This is a genomic window from Dactylosporangium sp. NPDC049525 (assembly GCF_040676755.1).
In the GTDB taxonomy this organism is placed as follows: Bacteria; Actinomycetota; Actinomycetes; order Mycobacteriales; family Micromonosporaceae; genus Dactylosporangium.
Genome location: NZ_JBFAPO010000011.1, coordinates 104,214 through 118,739, shown reverse-complemented (window position 1 = coordinate 118,739; position 14,526 = coordinate 104,214). Strand labels below are relative to the sequence as shown.

Genomic DNA, 14,526 nt, shown 5'->3' with positions numbered 1-14,526 from the left:
AGCGAGGATCAGCCCGCGGTGAACGAATACAGCCCGCCGTCGACCGTGATGTCGTCGGCCATGGTGCCGAAGCCGATCGCGATCGAATGCGTGCCGGGCGTGGCCGGCGTGTAGTTGATGACGAGGTTGCCGTTCGCGTCGGTGGGCGCGTTGACCTTGGGCCCGCCGTCGATCCGATAGCTGTAGGACAGGACCCCGGGCACGTAGGACGTCACGACGAACACCCCGGGCGTGCCGGCCGGCGCGCCGTTCGTGCCGCCGATCGGGTACTGCTCCGACGTCACCGTCGGTGCGCTGCGAGGGTTGAAGACCGTCGAGCTCGTCTCCGACCGGGTGCCGTCCGCGCTGCGGCTGTACACCGACAGCGGCGAGCCGCCACCGGACATGTTCACCAGCAGCACCACGGTCGCGGTGCCATCGGCGCCGGCCGGCACGACGTGCTCGACGTTGTTCTTGAACTTGTAGACGTAGTCGACGACGTCCGCCGCGCCGGGGTGGAAGGTGATGGTGCGGTTCTGGTTGAACGGCGCCTCGGGATCGTGATCCTCGATCGTCGGCGCGTCACTGGCGACCCGGTAGTCGAACGTGGCCGCCGACGACTCCTGACCGGCCCTGTCGACACCCACCACGACCAGGTGGTAGACCCCTGACAGCGGCGGCGTCCACGATACGGTGGCGCTCCCGCCGGGCTGGCCGGCCGGCAGTACATCGCCCGACGGTGCGTCGAAGCCCCACCTGAAGCCGACCACGTCCGGGTCGCCGTTCGCGGAGAACGTGAACGTGGCCGCGACGCCCGGCCTGCCCGGCTGGCCACCGGACACGGACACCGACGGCGCATTCGCCGGCGGGTTGCCGTCGAAGGTCCACACGCAGGCCACGGTCCAGTCGGTCGCGGCACCGTCGGCATCGACTGCCCGCACCGCCAGCACGTAGTCGCCGTCGGCCGCGAGCACCCCGGCGGGCAGGGTCACGGACGGTCCTGGGAACTCGCTGCGCCGGACCGGGTCGTCCACCGGCCAGACCGCCAAGGCGACGGTGACGGCGTCACCGTCTGGGTCGATGGCACCGGCGCCGACGACCGGCGTCGCGTTGGTGGAGCGCAGCTGAGGGATGACGCTGCACAGGCGCCCGTCGACCATGGCCGCCGCCGGCCCGTTGGGCGGCCGGTTGTAGACCAGGTCGATGGCGGCGGTCGGGGTGAACAGCCGGTGCCGCCGCGGGTCCACCTCGGCCAGCCCGGTCAGCCGCAACTCGACGGTCAGCGTCGGCCGCCGCTCCGCGAGGGCCGCGGTGAGCTCGGCGGTGACGTCCCACGCCGCGATGCCTGGGCAGCCACCGTTCGTGGCGACGTTCTGCGGGGTGGCGTCCAGCAGCGCCTGCTCGGCCGGCGGCTGCGCCCAGGTCGGCGCCGTGAAGGACGAGGCCTTGTACAGCGCAACACCCGACGGCCGGGCGCAGTCGGCGACGAAGAACTCGGGCACCCGCACGGCCGCCGACGTGACGCTCAGCCCGGCATATGCCGACAGGTCGAAGGTGTAGTAGGCACGGGAGAGGTGGAAGCGGCCGGCGCCGTCGCGCCAGAGCCCGACCGGCTGGCCGAGCGGGTCGCCGACATGGGAGACGTTCGGGTGCAGCGCGTCGGTGTACGCCGCGGCGACCGAGGGGACGTGCACGCTGGTCCCCGCACTGGCCGGCGCTGCGGTGGCGACGAGAAACCCGCCGACCGCGGTGACGAGGACAGCTGCAGATGAGGTGATGCTTCGGAGCATTCGCACGGGTCGGATCGTAGGCCCGTTCTGCGCACCCCACCGCCCGCGATGTCCATAGTGGACAATCGAGTCAATCCCCCCGTGTTTCACCCGGATTACTGCGGCATCCGGGTGGCCGATCGCGTCCAACCTTGTTCTGGACCCGGCGCCGCTCCTGCGTCTACGGTCGCATCCTGCAAGCCGCTCGCGCGGTGTTATCACGAGCTGCGGGCGAACGGTGCGCACCCAACGCGCAACCCGCGCCGTCCGCGCGCCTGCGCGATGTCTCACCTGGACGAACTCAACGGGATGGGAGCAAATCCGGACCGCCATCGCCGCCGCCTGAGGAGAATCGAGGGCATGACGAACGAGCTGGTGGTTTTCATCGAGGCACGGCTGGCCGAGGACGAGTCGATCGCCAGCATGATCTCGGCTGGCGGCTACGCACCGCAGGTGTGGATCGTCAAACCGGACCAGCCCGGCGGCTGGCGAGAGATCCGACCGTCCGACCGTACCATCATCCAGGCCTCTTGGCAGGCGCACGACGAGGGCGGTGAGCCGGTCGCGGTCGTGCCGGGCAGTCGCAACCAGCACACCCATATCGCCCGTCACGATCCCGCCCGGGTGCTCCGCGAGGTGGAGGCCAAGCGGCGGCGGCTCGAGCGACACAAGCCGGGCTATCCCAGCGGTCAACCCGAGTACGGCAAGCATTACGAGGTGTACCGGCGCGAGGACGGCAAGGCGATCGAGGTGCTGGTTCAGGACGACGAGCCGCGCGAGCCGAACTGGTGCCGAACCTGTAATGAGCCCGCGCCATGCCGAGAGCTTCGCAATGACGCGTCGGTGTGGTCCGACCATCCCGACTACCCCGAATGGGCGATCTGAGCCAGGGCCGGGCCGCGGGTGAGCCTGGCGAGGGCAAGCAAGCAGGTCACATGGTCTGAACCGTCCTAGGACACTAGCCTCATGTAGCTTTCAGGCCAGCCAGGAGGCATCGACATCGGCCGCTTGACTTCTCCGATGTGCGCGCTAACACTCGGGGGCACCGCGCCGACACCCCCGGTGCGACCGCCGCTGTCCGCCGATTTCAGACGTGTGTATCCAGCAGGTCGTGAAACGCCCTGAGCACGGGCACCCGCAGCACGCCGCCGGACAACCGAAGGAAGACGACATGCGACTGCCCCGGTTGTTCCTCGCCATCGCCGTCGCCGCGGCCGCGGCGGTCGTGACCGTGTCGGCGCCCGCCGCGCACGCGGCACCGGCCACCATCGTCAACGGTACGCAGTTCACCGACACCAGCGGCAATGCGTTGCACGCGCACGGCGGCGGTGTGCTCAAGGTCGGCGACTACTACTACTGGTTCGGCGAGAACCGCAACGCCAACAACACGTTCCGCGCCGTGTCCGTGTACCGCTCCACGAACCTCCGCGACTGGGAGTTCCGCAACAACGTGCTGACCCAGTCGTCGGCGGCAGAGCTCAATGTCGCCAACATCGAACGGCCGAAGGTCATCTACAACGCCGCCACCGGCCGGTACGTGATGTGGATGCACAAGGAGAACGGTTCCGACTACGGCGAGGCCCGCGCCGCGGTCGCCTCCTCGGCCACCGTCGACGGCAACTACACCTACCACGGCAGCTTCCGGCCGCTCGGCAGCCACATGTCGCGGGACATCACGCTGTACAACGACAACGGCACCGCGTACATGATCTCCGCCGCGCGGGAGAACTACGACCTGCACATCTACCGGCTCACCGCGGACTACCTCGGCGTGGCGGGCCTGGTCGGCAACTTCTGGCCCGGCGGACACCGCGAGGCACCGGCACTGTTCAAACGCGGCAGCACGTACTTCATGCTGACCTCCGCGGCGACCGGTTGGAACCCGAACCAGGCCCAGTACGCCACCGCCTCGAGCATCGCCGGCCCGTGGACCGGCTGGAGCAACGTGGGTGACTCCACCACGTTCCGGTCGCAGCCGACGTACGTGCTGCCGATCCAGGGCACCGCCACGACCAGCTACCTGTACATGGGCGACCGCTGGGCCGGCGCGTGGGGCGGCCCGGTCGGCGACTCCCAGTATGTGTGGCTGCCGATCGCGTTCCCGTCCGCCACCAGCATGAGCATGACCGCCGCGGCGTCGATCACCATCGACACGGCGACGGGCACCGTCACCGGCCAGTCCCCCACCGTGTACCGGGTGACCAACCGCAACAGCGGCCGGGTGATGGACGTGGTCAGCAGCTCCGCGGCGAACAACGCGGAAGTGAAGCAGTGGGGCTGGAACGGCGGCGGGAACCAGAAGTGGGAGTTCCGCGACGCCGGCGGCGGCTACTTCCAGATCGTCAACCAGAACAGCGGCAAGTGCCTCGACGTCGCCGGCGCCTCGACCGCCAACGGTGGCAACGTCATCCAGTACACCTGCGGCGGCGGGCAGAACCAGCAGTGGCAGTGGGTCGCCACCGGCAGCTACTTCCAGGTCCGGGTCCGGCACTCCGGCAAGTGCCTGGACGTGGTCAACGCCGGCACCGCCGACGGCGCCGACATCCAGCAGTACACCTGTGGCACCGGCACCAACCAGCAGTGGTCCCGCACCCAGGTCTGAGCTGCGCCGGCTACGGCAGCGCCACGCTGACCTCGGTCGACTTGATCAGCGCGACCGCGGGGGCACCCTCGGCGAGATCGAGGTCCTCCGCGGCGTCCTTGGTGATCGCCGCGGTGACCGTGGCCCCGCCGTCGACGGCCAGTTTGACCGTGGTCATCACCGCGCCGTGCTCCACCGCCGTGATCGTGCCGGCGAGCTGGTTGCGGATGCTGATCCGCGGCACCGCCGCGGCCGCGACCGCCACCTCGGTCGACTTCACCAGCACGACGACGTTCGTGCCTTCGGTCAGCGCGAGGTCCCGCGCCGACTCGGCGGTGATCGCTGCGGTGACCTCCTGGCCGCCGTCCAACCGCACCCTCACCGTGCTCATCGCCTCGCCGGACGCGACGCCGGCCACGGTCCCGGCGAGCTGGTTGCGGATGCTCAACCGCACAGGATCACTCCTCTTCGCATGTCACTGGCCAGCACCTCGTCTGCCCGGTCAGGTCCACCGTAACCGCGGCCCGGTCAACCGCGCTCGGCGATGGCGAGGAAGCGGTGTGGCGGGTCGTCGTACCGCAGCAGCCGCCAGCCGGTGCGGCCGGCCGAGCCGCGCAGCGGCCCCTCGGCGAGCGGTTCGTCGGAGCGCAACGCCCGGCCGTGGCGGGCGGCGAGGGTGGCGCGGCCCGACGGGTGGAACAGCACCAGCCGGCCGCCGGGGCGGGTGACGCGGGCGAGCTCGCGCAGGCCGGCGTCGGTGTCGGGCAGGTGCATGATGAGCCCGGCGGCGAAGATCGCGTCGAGGCCGGCGGCGGCGAACGGGAGCCGGCGGGCGTCGGCGAGGATCAGGCCGGCGGCCGCGGCGACGGCGGGGTTGCGTGCGACGGCGAGCATCTGCGGGGTCACGTCCAGGCCGATGACGGTGCCGGTGGGGCCGACGGCGGCGCGCAGGGCGGGCAGCGCACGGCCGGTGCCGCAGCCGACGTCGAGCACGGTGCCGCCGACGGGGAGGCCGCCCTCGGTGACGGCGGCGGTGTAGGCGGGCTGGTCGTCGCCGAACTTCGTGTCCCAGGTGGCGGCGCGGGCGGCGAAGAACGCCCGAGACTCGGCCAGATACCACCGGTCGCGGTCGGTCAGTGCCGCATCGACGTGCCGGATCACCGGCCAGCCGGGGTCGTGCAGGTCGACGACGACGTGGGCCCCGCCGCTGCGATCGCCGCCGGCGCCGTCCGCGCCGGCCCGCGCGACGGGTGGCGCGGTGCGCAGCCAGACGACCACGGTCCAGCCGCCGGCCGGTGGCTCGGCGCGACGGTGCGGTCCGTCCGCGACGGTGACCTCGCCGGCCCGCCACCCGTCGCGGTCCGCGGGCGGCGCGTCGTCGGTGAGCCGTACACAGGACCGCCCGACGGCCCGCAGCGTCGTCGCGAGGCGGTCGGCGACGACACCGCGATGCGCGTCCATGCCGTCGATGATCACGCCCGCCGGGCCGGCCGGCACGACCTCCGCCAGCAGGTCGAGGACCTCCGCCCAGCGCAGCGCCGCCGCGGTCGGCTGGTCGGAGCGTGCCGTGCCGGTCATGACTCCATCATGCAGATGCGTGGCAAATGAGACCAGGGTCTCGAAGACGCTAGCTCGATGGACGGTTTCCCGTCGCAGATGCGGCAGACTACGGTGATCGGATGACGGTGTTCCGGATCAGTGAGGCGGCCGAACTGCTGGGCGTGAGCGTGGACACGGTCCGGCGCTGGGTCGACGCCGGCCGGCTGCCCGCCAGCCGGGACGAGCACGGCCACCGGCTCATCGACGGCGTGGACCTCGCGCAGTTCGTGCGGGCCCAGGGCACCGAGCCGGACGACCGGGCCGACGGGTCCTCGGCCCGCAACCGGCTGCGCGGCATCGTCACCGCCGTCGTCAAGGACACGGTGATGGCGCAGGTCGACATCCAGGCCGGGCCGTTCCGGATCGTGTCGCTGATGAGCCGGGAGGCCGTCGACGACCTCGACCTGCAGGTCGGGTCGGTGGCCATCGCAGTGATCAAGTCGACCACGGTCGTGGTGGAGCGCTCCACTCCGGCCGTCGCCAACAAAGGGAGGAACAGCTCGTGACATCCCGTTGGATCCGCACCACCTTGGCGGCGCTCACGGCCCTGACCGTCGTGGGTCTCACCGCCTGCGGGGACGATACGAAGACCGCCGCCCCGCAGCCGTCCACCGGCACCGCCAGCAGCGCCGCGACGGTCACCGGCGACGTCACCGTGTTCGCGGCGGCGTCGCTGACCGAGACGTTCAAGACGATCGGCAAGGACTTCGAGACCGCCAACCCCGGCGCGAAGGTCACGTTCAACTTCGCCGGCAGCTCGGCCCTGGCGACCCAGATCAACAACGGCGCGCCCGCCGACGTGTTCGCCTCCGCGGCCCCGGCGAACATGAAGACCGTCACCGACGCCGGCGGCGGCGAGGGCACCCCCACCACGTTCGTGAAGAACCAGCTCGTCATCGCCGTGCCGAAGGGCAACCCGAAGGCGATCAAGGGCCTGGCCGACCTGACGAAGCCGGGCGTGAAGGTCGCCCTGTGCGCCGAGCAGGTGCCGTGCGGCGCCGCCGCGAAGAAGGCCCTCGACGCCGCCGCGGTGAAGCTCACCCCGGTGACGCTCGAGCAGGACGTCAAGGGCGCGCTGTCCAAGGTGAAGCTCGGCGAGGTCGACGCCGCGCTGGTGTACCGCACCGACGCCAAGGCCGCCACCGCCGACGTGGACGGCATCGAGTTCCCCGAGTCCGCCGGTGCGATCAACGACTACCCGATCATCGTGCTGAAGAAGGCGAAGAACCCGGCCGGTGCGCAGGCGTTCGTCGCCTACGTGCTGTCGGCCAAGGGCAAGACCGTGCTCACCGACGCCGGCTTCCAGGCACCGTAAGCTCCGGCGATGCCGATCGTGGACGACCCTGTAGATGCAACCGGGGAGGCGCGGCCCGTCGCGCCTCCCCGGCGCCGTGCCGGTCGGCCGCGGATACCGGTCGGGCTGCTGCTGCCGGCCGGGCTCGGCCTGCTGTTCCTCACCTTCCCGCTGATCGGCCTGCTGGTCCGCGCGCCCTGGACCACGCTGCCGCAGCGGCTCACGGAGCCCGGTGTGCTGACCGCGCTGCGGCTGTCGCTGCAGTGCGCCACCCTCGCCACTCTGGTCTGCGTGCTGCTCGGCGTGCCGCTCGCGTGGCTCCTGGCCCGCGTCGAGTTCCCCGGGCGGCGGCTCGTCCGGGCGTTGGTCACCGTCCCGCTCGTCCTGCCACCCGTCGTCGGCGGGGTCGCGCTGCTGCTCGTCTTCGGCCGCAAGGGCCTGCTCGGCGAGTGGCTCGACACCACGTTCGGGATCACGTTCCCGTTCACCACCACCGGCGTCGTCATCGCCGAGGCGTTCGTGGCGATGCCGTTCCTCATCATCGCCGTCGAAGGCGCGCTGCGCGGCGCCGACACCCGCTACGAGGAGGCCGCCGCCACCCTCGGGGCCGGCCGGTGGACCACGTTCACCCACGTCACGCTGCCGCTCGTCGCACCCGGCATCGCCGCCGGCGCGGTGCTGTGCTGGGCGCGGGCGCTCGGCGAGTTCGGCGCCACCATCACCTTCGCCGGCAACTACCCCGGCACCACGCAGACCATGCCGCTGGCCGTATACCTGGCCCTGGAGACCGACCTCGACGCCGCGATCGTGCTGAGCCTGATCCTGCTCACCGTCTCCGTGGCCATTCTCGCCGGGCTCCGCGACCGCTGGATCACCAGCCCATGACCGGGTTCAGCTCAGCGTCGGTGGACGCGCACATCGTCGTGGACCGGGGCACGTTCCGCCTCGACGTGCGGCTGCGGATCGACCCCGGGCAGGTCGTCGCGCTGCTCGGCCCCAACGGCGCGGGCAAGACCACCGCCCTGCGCGCCCTCGCCGGGCTGCAGCCGCTCACCGCCGGGCACGTCACCGTCGACGGCGCCGACCTCGACCGGCCCGGCCAACGCCGCTTCACCCCGCCGGAGCGCCGCCCGATCGGCGTCGTGTTCCAGGACTACCTGCTGTTCCCGCACCTTTCCGCACTGGACAACGTCGCGTTCGGCCCGCGCTGGCACGGTGTGGACCGGCGCGCCGCGCGCGAGCAGGCGGCCGGCTGGCTCGCCCGGGTCGGCCTCGCCGAGCACGCCCGCCGCAAACCCCGCCAACTGTCCGGTGGGCAGGCACAGCGGGTCGCCCTGGCCCGGGCGCTCGCGGTACACCCGGCGCTGCTGCTGCTCGACGAGCCCCTCGCCGCCCTCGACGCCCGCACCAAACTCGACACCCGAGCCGAACTGCAGCGGCATCTCGCCGAACACCGCGGCGCCGTGCTGCTCGTCACCCACGACCCGCTCGACGCGCTCGTCCTGGCCGACCGGCTCGTCATCGTCGAGGACGGCCACGTGGTCCAGGAAGGCGACGCCGCGACGATCACCGCGCAACCGCGGACCGACTACGTCGCCCGGCTCGTCGGGCTCAACCTCTACCGGGGCCGCGCCGACGGCCACACCGTCCAGCTCGGCGACGGGTTCAGCCTGACCGCCGAGGACCGGCTCGACGGTGACGCGTTCGTCGTGTTCCGGCCGTCCGCGGTCGCGCTGCACCCCAACCGGCCCGACGGCAGCCCGCGCAACACGTGGGCCGCGACCGTCGCCGGCATCCAGCGCCACGGCGACAACCTACGCATCCAGCTCACCGGCCCGATCACCGCCGCCGCGGACGTCACCCCGGCCGCCGCCGCGCACCTGCACCTGTCCCCCGGCCAGCAGGTGTGGGCCGCGGTCAAGGCGACCGAGACCCGCGCCTACCCGGCCTGATCACGATCCCGCGCCGGCCGCCGCCGGGCCGAGCGGCGTGTCCCGCGTGTCCCGCGTGTCCCATGTGGACGGTGCGGTCGGTGCAGGCTCTTTCAGCTCGATGAAGACCGCGTGGGACTCCGTCGTGCCGATGTTCTCGCCGGCGTGCTCCTGAGCGCCGACCCATCGCGCGTGGGCCGCCGGCAGCTCGATCTCGACCTGGCGGTCACCGGCGACGACGCGCCGGCTGAAGGCGCTCAGCGTGACCATGACGCTGTCGGGGTGCCGGTGCGGGTGGGTCGCATCGCCGGGGCGGTCGCGGTATTGCAGCACCCGGACCCGGTCGTTCTCGAACAGCACCGAGTAGAGCGCGGGATCGGTGACCACGGGATCTTTATGGGACTCCAGTACCATGGGACTACGGTACCATGATGGTGATGCCAATACCATATGAGGCGACCGGGCGCACACAGCAGAAGACCCGGACCCGGGAGGCGCTGGTCGACGCGACCCGGGCGCTGCTCGCCGAGGGCTCCACCCCGCAGGTGGAGGACGCCGCCGAACGCGCCGGGGTGTCCCGCACGACCGCCTACCGCTACTTCCCGAATCAGCGGAGCCTGCTGCTCGCGGCCCACCCGCAGATCTCACCGGACACGCTGCTGCCCCCCGACGCGCCGGCCGACCCGACCGCCCGGCTCGACGCGTTCATGGCGGCGTTCAGCCGGTACAACTTCGAATGGGAACCGCAGCTGCGCACCTCGCTGCGGCTGGCGCTGGAGCAGTCCGGCGCCCAGCCGGCCCTGCGGCAGGGCCGCGCGATCGGCTGGATCGAGGACGCCCTGGAGCCGGTGCGGCGCAGCCACCCCACGGTCGACGTGCGCCACCTCGCGGTCGCGATCCGGTCCGCGACCGGCATCGAGTCACTGATCTGGCTCGTCGACATCGCCGGGCAGACCCGCGCCCAGGCCGCCGAGACGGTCCGCCGGACCGCGCACGCCCTGCTCGACGCCGCTCTCCGCGGCACCTGACCCGGCCGGCCCGGGCGCAGCACCGCGGGACCGGCGATGCTGGCAGGATCTGCCGGATGGAGACCGACCTGCCGTCCGCCGTCGCCACGATCCTCCGCCGGGCCGGCCGGGTGGTCGTCTTCACCGGCGCCGGCATGTCGGCCGAGAGCGGCGTGCCGACGTTCCGGGACGATCTGACCGGCCTGTGGGCCCGCTTCGACGCCGAGCAGCTCGCCACGCCCGAGGCATTCCATGCCGACCCGGACCTGGTCTGGGGATGGTACGAGTGGCGCCGCGCCCGGGTACGCCAGGCCGAACCCAATCCCGGGCACCTCGCCACCGCCGAGATCGAGACCCTGATCCCCGGCAGCGTGGTCATCACCCAGAACGTCGACGACCTGCACGAGCGGGCCGGTTCCCGGGCGCCGGTCCACCTGCACGGCAGCCTCTTCGCGCCCCGCTGCATCGGCGCCGGCGCCCACCCGGCCGACGTGCCCGACACCGACCCCGAGGAGGGCGGCCGCCTGCCACCACCGAGGTGCGCGCGCTGCGGGGCGCTGGTGCGTCCCGGCGTCGTCTGGTTCGGCGAGCAACTGCCCGCGGCGGCCTTGGACGCGGCGATCGAGGCGGCGTCCACCTGCGACGTGCTGCTGACGGTCGGCACGTCCGGCGTGGTGTACCCGGCCGCGGAGATCCCCCGCATCGCCAGGCGCTGTGGCGCCACGGTGATCCAGGTCAACCCGGAGCCCACGCCACTGGACCGGGTCTGCGCCGTCAACCTGCGCGGCACCGCGGCCCAGGTGCTGCCCGCACTGGTCGAGGCCGCCCGGTAAGCCGGCGCTACCGACGGCCGCCTACAGCGACCACGTCCGCCCCCGAACCACCGGATGGAGCACATGGCAGACCGATTCCAGGTGACACTCTTCGACCCCGCGGACGCCTCCGTCCTCGCCGGCGCCGACGAACTGTTCTGGACGCTCGACGGCCTGACGCCCGCCGACAACCCGACCGCCACGATCGCGTCGCTGGACACGGCCGGCCGGTTCGTCGAGGTGACGGTGCGCGAGGACGCGGGGCTCACGATCAGGTACCGCGAGCACGCCGCAGACGACATCCACGCGGTCGACGACGCCGACATTCTCGCCGCCCACCAGGCGATCCTGACCTGCCTCGGCAGCCCACACGGGTGGCGCCGGACCCTCGACCCGATCGGCGGCACCTTCGGCGTGACCGGCTCCCCGATCGACTATCAACAGACCGGGCTGTCGATCGCGAACGCGATGCTGGACGCCGTCAAACGACGGCAGCGCCTCGACCTGCCCAGGACCATCCCACCGACGATCCGGTGGGGCTCCCGCGACATCACCACCGGCGACACGTGGCACGGCGTCCCGAGCACCGGCAGGATCACGGTCCGCGTCCTGCACCCGGATCACGCCCACGAGCACGGCATCGCGATCCGCGCGCCCGGCGGGACGGTCGACGGCACACCGGCCGAGACGGTCAATCGGACGGCCACGGACACCGCCGTCGACTACGTGTCGCCGACGCAGACGCTGCAGGTGTGCAATGTGTACGTGATCCGAGGCGCCACCTGGGAACGCGTTGACCGGTGGTCGGAGCAGGCCGGGATGGTCATCGAACCGGCAGGCGCCCTCGAACGCGTCTACCACTGCAACCACATGTCGACCGATCCGCCGTCCTTCGCCGACCTCACGTTCTCGCCCCGGCTGACGGCCGGGTGACCGTCTATGGATGGAAGCCGGCTCGCTGGGCCACGAGTTCGGAGCGCACCAGCTCGAGCAGCCGGCCGAGCCAGTTGCGTCCCTTCGCGCCGCCGCTCCAGTACGCCGAGCTGAGGCTGTAGTCGATGCGGGCGTCGCCGGTCGCCACGAGCACGTCGCCGAGCCGCGGGTGCTGGGCGAATTTGGCCCGCAGGACCGCGTGCATCGCGGCCAGCCTGACTTGGGGCCAGTCCGGCCTGAGCGGCGCCCTTCCCACGGCACGTTCGACGCCGAGCGCGCTGGCGACGAGCCGGATCGCGCCGCGGGCGGCGGGTCCTGCGCTCGCTCGGCGGCACCAGCGCTCGTAGGCTGGCGCTGTGATGCGCGAGATCGTCGAGGTCCGCCCGTGAGCGCGGGCGCGGTCGACTACGACGCCGAGCTGAGCAGGTTTCGTCCGGTGTTGCACCGGGCCTGGGCGGTCCAGCCCCGCGACCGGGTCCTCGACGTGGGATGCGGCGCCGGGCAGACGACCCGGGACGCCGCGCACATGGCCTCGTCGGGCAGCGCGTTCGGCGTTGACGTGTCCGCGGTGGCCATCGAGCGTTCCTGCGACCTCGCCCGGGCCGAGGGGCTGCGCAACGTCACCTTCGAGCGGGCCGACGCGCAGACGTACGACTTCGCGCCGGGCTCGTTCGACCTGGCGATCAGCCGGTTCGGCACGATGTTCTTCGACGACCCCGTGGCCGCCTTCGGCAACATCGGGCGGGCGCTGCGCCCGGGCGGGCGGCTGGTGATGCTCGTCTGGCAGGCCGCCGACCGCAACGAGTGGGACGGCGCCATCCGCGCGGCGCTCGGCGGGCCCGCGACGGTCGCCGGCGGCGGGCCCGATCCGTTCTCGCTCGCCGATCCCGCGACCGTGGAGGAGATCCTGGGCTCCGCGGGGTTCGACGACGTCGGCCTCACCGACGTCCACGAACCCGTCCACTACGGTCCAGACCCGGCCGCGGCCCTGGCCTGGGTCCGCCGGTTCGCGTGCACCGGCGACATCCTCGGCCGGCTGGACCCCGCCGCCGCGGAGCGCGCCCTCGCCCGGCTGCGCGACGTCCTCGCGGCGCGCGTGAGCGGCGAGGGCGTCTGGTTCGATGCCCGCGCCTGGATGGTCACCGCGCGCCGCCGATGACCACGGGCACGAGCTCGTCGAGGCAGGTGATGACGCCGGCCGGGGTCGGGGGTTCCGCGTCGCGGTCGAGGGTGAGGCCGCGGTACCCGAGTGCCTCCGCGGCGGCCACGAGCGCCGGGTCGTCGTCGATGAACAGGCACTCGTGCGGCTGGAGCCCGAGCAGGCGGCTGCCCTCGGCGTACATGCGCGGGTCGGGCTTGCGGCAGCCGAGGACCTCGGAGATGGCGAATCCCGCGAAGTAGTGCTCGATGTCGAGTCCGGCGAAGGTCGCCTCCAGACCGGCCCACGCGTCGAGGAAGCGTTGCCCGGCGTCGATCGCCGCCGGGAACAGGTCCGGACGGACGTCCGGGTGGTGCGCCGTCACGATGCTTTCGAAGTCGTGCCGCGGATTCCACCGCCCGCCGATCGGCCGCGTCAGCACTCCCCCGGCATCGAACAGCACTCCCCGGACCGGCCCCCCGTCGCGCATCGAAGCAACGGTACTCGTCGGGGCGCGGTCGGGCCGCCCCCTGGGCAGCGCATCCGGTCAGCCGAAGGTGAGCAGTGCGAGGATGACGAGCAGGAGCAACGTGGCGGCGGCCAGCCACCAGCGGCGGGCGTGGCGTCGCCGGCGAGCCTTGAGTCGCCGGCGGGCGTTCTTCCGTCGGGGGCGCTGACCCACCGCCGCCGGCGTCGCATCCGTTGCCCCAGGCCCGGTTGACGGCCCGGTCTCGATCGGCAGCGCGGGCTCAAGCGACGCAGGCTCAAGCAACGTGGGCTCGATCGGCGTGGGCTCAAGCGTGGGCTCAAGCGTGGGCTCAAGCGGCACGGGCTCAAGCGTGGGCTCAGGCGTGGGCTCGAGCGGCGCAGGCGTGGGTTCGGCAACGGTGGGTTGGGTCAGCGGTGCGGCCTCGGTGCGTTGCGCCGGCAGGAGGAGCGTGTCGGCTTCGGCGCGGGCGATGAGCTTCGCGACGCGCATGCTGGCCGCCCGCATCCGCGCGGCCTTCTTCGCGCTCAGCTTCCGGCCCGCGAGGATGCCGCAGGCCTGCGCGACGGCGACCACCAGGACCGGGTTGCTCACCAGGTCACGGTGGCCGATGAGCAGCGCCGCGACCACGTTGCGGTCCACGCGCACCCCCGGCGCGAGCTTGTGGGCGCGGACGACCTCGGCGATGCGCCGGCGGGTGCTCTGCGGCCGGCGCTGCGTGCGGCTCCGGCCGCGCGGGCGCTTACGGACGCTGCGGTCGGCGGTCAGGGCGGCCGCTTCCACCAGGGTGGCGACGAGCGACTCCACCGCCTCGTCGGCCTCCTGCCAGCGTGGCGTCATTGCCTCTGTCAAATCAAGCGTCCCCTGCCGCGAGCCTGTGATCACCGGCGACTGCCGGGCGAGCCACCCGAACCGTACCCGGTCGGCCTTCCGGCGAATCGCACGGTGCTGTGGTCGCCGCGGTTTCGACGGCAGCCGAGGTGGTATCTGAGCATC

Annotated in this window: 17 protein-coding genes; 10 read left to right on the top strand and 7 right to left on the bottom strand. The window is 72.3% G+C overall.

Annotation, left to right across the window (positions count from 1 at the left end; all coding sequences use genetic code 11):
* Positions 1 to 8: 8 nt before the first annotated feature.
* Positions 9 to 1,775, bottom strand: coding sequence for a hypothetical protein (locus AB0K00_RS18680; protein WP_363522298.1), 1,767 nt, complete (start codon positions 1,773 to 1,775; stop codon positions 9 to 11).
* Positions 1,776 to 2,108: 333 nt separating this feature from the next.
* Here AB0K00_RS18680 and AB0K00_RS18675 point away from each other — a divergent pair, with 333 nt between their 5' ends.
* Both AB0K00_RS18675 and AB0K00_RS18670 read left to right on the top strand, forming a co-directional pair.
* Positions 2,109 to 2,633 carry a DUF6221 family protein gene (locus tag AB0K00_RS18675; protein ID WP_363522297.1) on the top strand — a complete coding sequence of 175 codons (525 nt, stop codon included), beginning with the start codon at positions 2,109 to 2,111 and terminating at the stop codon, positions 2,631 to 2,633.
* Between the two features lie 286 nt (positions 2,634 to 2,919).
* On the top strand, positions 2,920 to 4,350 hold the full coding sequence (locus tag AB0K00_RS18670) for an RICIN domain-containing protein (RefSeq protein ID WP_363522295.1): 1,431 nt from the start codon (positions 2,920 to 2,922) through the stop codon (positions 4,348 to 4,350).
* Between the two features lie 10 nt (positions 4,351 to 4,360).
* Here the strand turns inward: AB0K00_RS18670 and AB0K00_RS18665 are convergent, their stop codons facing one another.
* Positions 4,361 to 4,783, bottom strand: a complete 423-nt coding sequence (locus tag AB0K00_RS18665) for a TOBE domain-containing protein (protein WP_363522293.1) — start codon at positions 4,781 to 4,783, stop codon at positions 4,361 to 4,363.
* A 74-nt stretch (positions 4,784 to 4,857) separates the two neighbouring features.
* Positions 4,858 to 5,907 (bottom strand): class I SAM-dependent methyltransferase, encoded by a 1,050-nt coding sequence (locus tag AB0K00_RS18660; protein ID WP_363522291.1) that lies wholly within the window; start codon positions 5,905 to 5,907, stop codon positions 4,858 to 4,860.
* A 101-nt stretch (positions 5,908 to 6,008) separates the two neighbouring features.
* Here AB0K00_RS18660 and AB0K00_RS18655 point away from each other — a divergent pair, with 101 nt between their 5' ends.
* The 4 genes from AB0K00_RS18655 to AB0K00_RS18640 are packed head-to-tail and all read left to right on the top strand — an operon-like array spanning position 6,009 to position 9,174.
* Entirely contained in the window at positions 6,009 to 6,434 is a 426-nt protein-coding gene (locus tag AB0K00_RS18655; protein ID WP_363522289.1) for a helix-turn-helix domain-containing protein, read from the top strand.
* Positions 6,431 to 7,243 carry a molybdate ABC transporter substrate-binding protein gene (gene modA / locus AB0K00_RS18650; RefSeq protein WP_363522288.1) on the top strand — a complete coding sequence of 271 codons (813 nt, stop codon included), beginning with the start codon at positions 6,431 to 6,433 and terminating at the stop codon, positions 7,241 to 7,243. Before AB0K00_RS18655 ends, modA begins: the two co-directional genes overlap by 4 nt.
* 9 nt (positions 7,244 to 7,252) lie before the next feature.
* Complete coding sequence (locus AB0K00_RS18645) at positions 7,253 to 8,107, top strand: ABC transporter permease (RefSeq protein WP_363522286.1); 855 nt, start codon at positions 7,253 to 7,255, stop codon at positions 8,105 to 8,107.
* A complete protein-coding gene (locus AB0K00_RS18640) occupies positions 8,104 to 9,174 on the top strand; it encodes an ABC transporter ATP-binding protein (RefSeq protein ID WP_363522284.1) in 1,071 nt (356 codons plus the stop codon). The genes AB0K00_RS18645 and AB0K00_RS18640 overlap by 4 nt, the downstream gene beginning before the upstream one ends.
* Here the strand turns inward: AB0K00_RS18640 and AB0K00_RS18635 are convergent, their stop codons facing one another.
* Positions 9,175 to 9,567: a cytoplasmic protein gene (locus tag AB0K00_RS18635; protein ID WP_363522282.1), complete on the bottom strand. Its 393-nt coding sequence runs from the start codon at positions 9,565 to 9,567 to the stop codon at positions 9,175 to 9,177. It abuts the gene before it with no gap.
* A gap of 23 nt (positions 9,568 to 9,590) precedes the next feature.
* On the opposite strand from AB0K00_RS18635, the gene AB0K00_RS18630 reads away from it, so the two are divergent.
* The 3 genes from AB0K00_RS18630 (at position 9,591) to AB0K00_RS18620 (ending at position 11,905) form a co-directional block, all read left to right on the top strand.
* Positions 9,591 to 10,181, top strand: a complete 591-nt coding sequence (locus AB0K00_RS18630) for a TetR/AcrR family transcriptional regulator (protein WP_363522280.1) — start codon at positions 9,591 to 9,593, stop codon at positions 10,179 to 10,181.
* Between the two features lie 56 nt (positions 10,182 to 10,237).
* Positions 10,238 to 10,993: an NAD-dependent deacylase gene (locus AB0K00_RS18625; RefSeq protein WP_363522278.1), complete on the top strand. Its 756-nt coding sequence runs from the start codon at positions 10,238 to 10,240 to the stop codon at positions 10,991 to 10,993.
* A gap of 63 nt (positions 10,994 to 11,056) precedes the next feature.
* Positions 11,057 to 11,905 carry a hypothetical protein gene (locus AB0K00_RS18620; RefSeq protein ID WP_363522277.1) on the top strand — a complete coding sequence of 283 codons (849 nt, stop codon included), beginning with the start codon at positions 11,057 to 11,059 and terminating at the stop codon, positions 11,903 to 11,905.
* 4 nt (positions 11,906 to 11,909) lie between these two features.
* Here the strand turns inward: AB0K00_RS18620 and AB0K00_RS18615 are convergent, their stop codons facing one another.
* On the bottom strand, positions 11,910 to 12,161 hold the full coding sequence (locus AB0K00_RS18615; protein WP_363522275.1) for an NADAR family protein: 252 nt from the start codon (positions 12,159 to 12,161) through the stop codon (positions 11,910 to 11,912).
* Between the two features lie 129 nt (positions 12,162 to 12,290).
* Here AB0K00_RS18615 and AB0K00_RS18610 point away from each other — a divergent pair, with 129 nt between their 5' ends.
* A complete protein-coding gene (locus AB0K00_RS18610; RefSeq protein ID WP_363522273.1) occupies positions 12,291 to 13,064 on the top strand; it encodes a class I SAM-dependent methyltransferase in 774 nt (257 codons plus the stop codon).
* Here the strand turns inward: AB0K00_RS18610 and AB0K00_RS18605 are convergent.
* Together AB0K00_RS18605 and AB0K00_RS18600 are read right to left on the bottom strand one after the other, a co-directional pair.
* The gene (locus AB0K00_RS18605; RefSeq protein WP_363522271.1) at positions 13,045 to 13,533 is read right to left on the bottom strand and encodes an HAD-IA family hydrolase; all 489 of its coding nucleotides are present in this window, start codon (positions 13,531 to 13,533) and stop codon (positions 13,045 to 13,047) included. The two genes, AB0K00_RS18610 and AB0K00_RS18605, sit on opposite strands and share 20 nt — an antisense overlap.
* A 57-nt stretch (positions 13,534 to 13,590) precedes the next feature.
* Complete coding sequence (locus tag AB0K00_RS18600) at positions 13,591 to 14,370, bottom strand: hypothetical protein (RefSeq protein WP_363522270.1); 780 nt, start codon at positions 14,368 to 14,370, stop codon at positions 13,591 to 13,593.
* Positions 14,371 to 14,526 lie beyond the last annotated feature (156 nt).